Consider the following 3,978-nt stretch of genomic DNA (forward strand, 5'->3'; position numbering starts at 1 on the left):
GTACCAGCAGCCGGGGTACCAGCAGCCGAATCCGTACCAGCAGCCCGGCTACCAGCAGCCGAACCCGTACGCACAGCAGCCGCAGTGGGGGGCGCCGTCCACGGTGGGCATGCCCCAGCCGCCGCAGGGCGGGGGCGGCGGGAACCGGACGAAGCTGGTGGCGATCGTGGCGGCGGCGGCCGTCGTCGTGGCCGCCGGTGTCACCGGGTTCCTGGTGCTCGGCGGCGACAAGGAGGACGAGGCCGGCGGCAAGGACACCGAGCCGTCCAAGAGCTCGTCGGCGAGCGCCTCCGCCGAGCCGAGCGCGTCCGGTTCCGAGGACAATCCCCGGGGCGGCGAGGACGTGAAGGCGACGATCCCGGGCTGGAAGGTCGTCGTCAACACGCGCTTCGGCACCATGTTCGACGTCCCCGCCGACTGGGAGATCGAGAACCCCGGCACCAGCGTGGGCTTCGAGTGGGAGGAGAAGAACGGTGAGCTGGACCGCACCACCGTCACCGCCCCGGCCTATCTGAAGTCCAAGTGGTGCACCAGCGACGACAACAAGGACGGCCGCGAGGAGGACACCGCCCTCGTCACCGCCGGAACCCGCGGTGAGAACGGCGCCAAGAACACGGACATGGCGGCCGAGACCAGGGTGCCGTGGTGGATCTACGGCGGGTACACGCAGCCCGACAAGAAGAGCGTGAAGTACGAGAAGCCGAAGCCGTACACCACCACGTCGGGCATCAAGGGCAGCGTCGCCAAGGCCCACTCGGAGAACACGCCGCAGAACGGCAAGTGCGACAGCGACGGCAAGGCGATCACCTTCGCGTTCAAGAACGGCGCCGGGGACTTCGTCACCTGGAACCTGTACGGCGCCAAGGGCGTCAAGGACGAGATCCCCGACGCGACCGTGGAGAAGATCCTCAGCACGGTGCGCCTCACCGAGGAACCGCCGACGGAGTCGTGACGGGCCGGGGGCGGGGAAGCGCGTTTGGCAAGTCGGCCCCGCCCCGGCGATAGTCACGGGGTGCCGACCACCGCCTCCTTCCGCCGGCCCGCCTGGGCGGGCCGCAACTACACCCTGCTGACCGCCGCCGCCGTGGTGACCAACCTCGGCAGCCACGGCGCGCTGATCGCCGCCGCCTTCGCCGTGCTGGGCACGGGCGGCGACGGCGGTGACGTAGGACTGGTGGCCGCCGCCCGCACCCTGCCCCTGGTGCTGTTCCTGCTGATCGGCGGTGCCGTCGCGGACCGCCTCCCGCGCCATCGGGTGATGGTCGCGGCCAACGCGCTGAACTGTGTCTCGCAGGCCGTGTTCGCGGCGCTGGTGCTGGCCGGCGAGGCGCGGTTGTGGCAGATGATGCTGCTCAGCGCGCTGGGCGGCACCGGCCAGGCGTTCTTCAACCCGGCCGCCGAGGGCATGCTGCTGTCCTCGGTCGACGGCGAGCAGGCCGGCCGGGCGTTCGCGGTGTTCCGGATGGCGATGCACGGGGCGACCCTGGGCGGGGCGGCGCTCGGCGGGGCCATGGTCGCCGCGATCGGGCCGGGCTGGGTGCTCGCGGTGGACGCGGCGGCCTTCGCCCTCGCCGCGGCCCTGCGGGCCCTGCTCGACGTGAAGCACATACCTCCGCGCGCCCCGGGCGGCGGCATGCTCGCCGATCTGAAGGAGGGCTGGCGGGAGTTCAGCGGCCGGCCCTGGCTGTGGGGCATCGTCGTCCAGTTCTCCATCGCCAACGCGGTCGTCGGCGCCGCCGACGCGGTCTACGGGCCGCTGGTCGCCCGCGACCACCTGGGCGGCGCCGCGCCGTGGGGCCTGGCCCTGGCCTTCTTCGGCGCGGGCACGGTGGTGGGCGCGCTGCTGATGACCCGCTGGCAACCGCGCCGCCTGCTGTTCGTCGGCACGCTGTGCGTGTTCCCGCTGGCCCTGCCGTCCGCCGCGCTCGCCGTGCCGGTACCGGTCGGCGTGCTGTGCGCGGTGATGTTCGTGACCGGCGTGTCCCTGGAGGTGTTCGGCGTCTCCTGGATGACCGCCCTGCACCAGGAGATACCGGAGGACAAGCTGTCCCGGGTCTCGGCGTACGACTGGTTCGGCTCGGTCGCGCTCGTGCCGGCGGCGATGGCGCTGGCGGGTCCGGCCGAGACGGCGTTCGGGCGCCCGGAGGCGCTGTGGGGCTGTGCCGTGCTGGTCGTGGTGGTCACGGCGGCGGTGCTGTGCGTGCCGGACGTGCGCGACCTGCGCCGCCGGTCCCGGCCCGTCACCGGGGCGACGCCGGACAAGGACAGCGGGTCAGCCGATGCCGAACGCCCCGTCGGGGGGCTCGGGTGAGGGTACGGCGTCCTCGTCCCGCACCGGCCGCGCGCCGCGGACGAAGTCCCGCAGGGCCGCGCCGTGTTCCACCCGGGCGGGGAAGGCGTCCGCCGCGGTGAGCCGGGCCAGGGCGGCGGTGTCGAGGGGGCGGTGCGCGGCGGCCAGCACGGCGTTGCCGAACCGGCGCCCGCGCAGCACTCCCGGCTCGGCGATGAGCACCAGTTCCTCGAACTGCGTGCCGAGGGTGGCGAGCTGGGAGCGCAGGAAGGCGAACGGGGCCGCGTCCGGGAGGTTGGCGAGGTAGACCCCGCCGCCGCGCAGGACGCGCGCCGCCTCACGGACGTAGGCGACGGAGGTGAGGTGCGCCGGGACCCGTGAGCCGCCGAAGACGTCGGCGACCAGGACGTCCGCCGAGTCGCCCGGGGCCGCCTCCAGCCAGGCGCGGGCGTCCGCCGCGTGCAGCGCGACGCGCGCGCCCTCGGGCAGCGGCAGGTGCTCGGCGACCAGCTCCAGCAGGGCCCGGTCGGCGTCGACGACGTCCTGCCGGGAGCCGGGCCGGGTGGCGGCCAGGTAGCGGGGCAGGGTGAGCGCGCCGCCGCCCAGGTGCAGCACGTCCAGCGGGCGTCCCGGCTCGGCCAGGGTGTCCAGGACGTGCCCGAGCCGCCGGGCGTACTCGAACTCCAGATGGGTCGGCTCGTCCAGGTCGACGTACGACTGCGGCGCCCCGTCGACCGTCAGCAGCCAGGCCCGCTCCCGGTCGACGTCGGGCATCAGCTTGGCGGTGCCGTGGTCGACGGCGCGGGTCACGGGGAGGGGCTCGGGCACGGGCCCCATTCTGCCGGGACGCGCGCCGACGGGTTCACGCCGGGCCCGGGGCGGTGCGCGGGTCCCCGGCGTTGCGCACGAGGAGCGCGTAGAGGACGGACGCGACGACCGTCCCGACGGGCAGGGACAGGTCCACCCCGGCGAGGACCCCGGCGACCGGTCCGGTGTAGAGGGTGTTGACGCACAGGGCGGAGGCGGCGACACCGCCCCCGAGCGCCACGGCCCCGGCCGGATGGAAACCGGCGGCGTACCAGAAACGGCTTCGGGGGCTCTCGTCCATGAGGGCCGCGCCGTCGTAGCGGTTGCGGCGCAGCACGATGTCCGTGGCGTAGACGGCCATGGCGGGGCCGAGCAGCACGACGGTGAGCTGGAGCACGTTGCTGACGGTGTCGAGGAAGTCGGAGACGAGCAGCCCGTACAGGGTGAGCGAGACGGCGGCCACGCCGTCGAGGAGCACGCTGCGGGAGCGGGGGATACGGAAACCGACGGCCTGGAGGGCGAGCCCGGCGCTGTAGGCGGTCAGGGCGTTGATGGCGATGGTGCCGAGGACCAGGGCGAGCAGGAAGACGGGGAAGAACCAGCCGGGCAGGATCGCCTCCAGGCCGGCCTGCGGATCGGTCATGTCGACCGCGGTCGCGGCGAAGGCGCCGAGGGCGCAGACCGCCACACTGGGCAGGAAACCGCCCAGGGCGGTCCAGCCCACGATCGCCTTCGCCGGGGTGGTGCGGGGCAGGTAGCGGGAGAAGTCGGCGCTGGTGGTGTAGGACAGCGGTCCCGAGCCGACGAGGGTGACCCCCGCGATGAGCACCCCCCACAACTCGGTGCCGGTCAGCGGCTCGGCCGGGACGTACGCGAAGTCG

4 protein-coding genes are annotated in these 3,978 nt (G+C 74.0%); 2 read left to right on the forward strand and 2 right to left on the reverse strand.

Annotation, left to right across the window (positions count from 1 at the left end; translation table 11 throughout):
• Both RIM90_RS05230 and RIM90_RS05235 read left to right on the forward strand, forming a co-directional pair.
• Nucleotides 1–952, forward strand: a 952-nt coding sequence (locus RIM90_RS05230) for a hypothetical protein (protein WP_309059357.1), incomplete at its 5' end; no start/stop codon positions are given.
• Nucleotides 953–1,012: 60 nt separating this feature from the next.
• Complete coding sequence (locus RIM90_RS05235) at nt 1,013–2,311, forward strand: MFS transporter (protein WP_309059358.1); 1,299 nt, start codon at nt 1,013–1,015, stop codon at nt 2,309–2,311.
• On the opposite strand, the gene RIM90_RS05240 is transcribed toward RIM90_RS05235, so the two are convergent.
• Nucleotides 2,273–3,118, reverse strand: a complete 846-nt coding sequence (locus tag RIM90_RS05240) for a fused MFS/spermidine synthase (RefSeq protein WP_309059359.1) — start codon at nt 3,116–3,118, stop codon at nt 2,273–2,275. The genes RIM90_RS05235 and RIM90_RS05240 overlap by 39 nt on opposite strands.
• 34 nt (nt 3,119–3,152) lie before the next feature.
• Nucleotides 3,153–3,978: cytosine permease (locus tag RIM90_RS05245; protein ID WP_309059360.1), on the reverse strand; the 826-nt coding region annotated here is incomplete at its 5' end.

The sequence above is a fragment of the Streptomyces sp. genome (genome assembly GCF_031181555.1).
In the GTDB taxonomy this organism is placed as follows: Bacteria; Actinomycetota; Actinomycetes; order Streptomycetales; family Streptomycetaceae; genus Streptomyces; species Streptomyces fimbriatus.